This window comes from Streptomyces chlorus (genome assembly GCF_042655885.1).
Taxonomy (GTDB): Bacteria; Actinomycetota; Actinomycetes; order Streptomycetales; family Streptomycetaceae; genus Streptomyces; species Streptomyces chlorus.
Genome location: NZ_JBHSOA010000116.1, coordinates 1 through 1,505, shown reverse-complemented (window position 1 = coordinate 1,505; position 1,505 = coordinate 1). Strand labels below are relative to the sequence as shown.

The following is a 1,505-nucleotide window of genomic DNA, read 5'->3' as shown; positions in this document are numbered from 1 at the left end:
CACTTGCCGGTATCGCCCGGCACACCACCGATCCCGACGCCGGCGGACTCACCCCCACCGACGTCACCGACAAGACCATCACGCAAGACGAACTCGACGAACTCGAGCTTGACCTGGACGACTGGGAGAACTCCTGATGAGCAAGCGCGCCGGTAACATTGAGGATGTTCTTCCGCTGTCTCCGCTGCAGGAAGGGATGCTGTTCCACAGCATCTACGACAACGCCGGTCCTGACGTCTACACCGCGCAGATGGTGTTCGATCTCGAGGGCGACGTCGACCGTGCGCGCCTGCGGGAAGCGGCCTCCGTGCTGCTGCGCCGGCACGCGAATCTGCGGGCCGGGTTCGTCCAGCGGAAGTCGGGCGAGTGGTCGCAGGTGGTGGCGCGCTCGGTGACGGTGCCGTGGCGCGACGAGGACGTCTCGGACGCGGAGGACGCCGATGCGGCCGCCGCGAAGCTGGTGGAGGCGGACCGGTGGACACGTTTCGACCTGCGCCGTCCGCCCCTGGTGCGGTTCATGCTGATCCGTCTGGCCGCGGGCCGGTTCCGGTTCGTGATGACCAACCACCACATCCTGTGGGACGGCTGGTCGCTGCCGGTGCTGCTGAGCGAGCTGCTGGTGCTGTACCGGCAGAGCGGTGATGATCGGGGGCTGCCCCGGGTGCGTCCGTACCGTGACTACCTGCGGTGGCTGTCCGAGCGCGACCGGGAGGAGTCCGAGCGCGCCTGGCGCCGGGCCCTGGAGGACTTCGCCGAGCCCACCCTGCTGACCCCCGACCGCAGCCGCACGACCGTGGTCCCCGAGCAGGTCTTCGCCGACCTGGACCGGGAGACCACGGCGGCACTCAACCGGTGCGCGCGGGAGTGGGGCGTCACCCTGAACACGATCGTCCAGGTGGGATGGTCCGTGGTGCTGTCGGCGATGACCGGCCGCACCGATGTGGCGTTCGGGAACATCGTGTCCGGTCGCCCCGCCGACCTGGCCGGTGTGGAGACGATGGTCGGGCTGTTCATCAACACGGTGCCGAGCCGGATCAGGTGGGAAGCCGCGGAATCGCTGCGCTCCCTGATCAGCCGTGTCCAGGAAGAGCAGTCCCGGCTCATCGAGCACCAGTATGTCGGGCTGGCCGATATCCAGCGCTGGGCCGGGCACGGCGAACTCTTCGACACGGCGGTCGTGTTCGAGAACTACCCCGTGGACAGCAGCAGTGTCACCGAGAGCGCCGCACAACAAGGATTCCGCGTTGCGAACGCCAATGCGGAGGACGCCACGCACTACCCGATGAGCCTGATTGTCGCCCCGCGCGACGAGCTGGCCCTGAGGCTCGGCTACCAGCCGGATGTCGTCACCGCGGAAGAAGCCGGTTCCTCACTGGACCGCCTCGTCCGGGTCCTGCGTCAGGTGTGCACAACGCCCGAGCGCCCCGTCGGCGCCCTTGATCTGTTGTCGGTCGGTGAGGTGGAGCGGGTCACGCGGGATTGGAACGACACGGGTGTGCCGGTGG

1 protein-coding gene is annotated in these 1,505 nt (G+C 68.2%); it reads left to right on the top strand.

What is annotated here, in order from left to right; translation table 11 throughout:
• Positions 1 to 196: 196 nt before the first annotated feature.
• Positions 197 to 1,505, top strand: a 1,309-nt coding sequence (locus tag ACFPZI_RS33330; protein ID WP_381370912.1) for a condensation domain-containing protein, incomplete at its 3' end; no start/stop codon positions are given.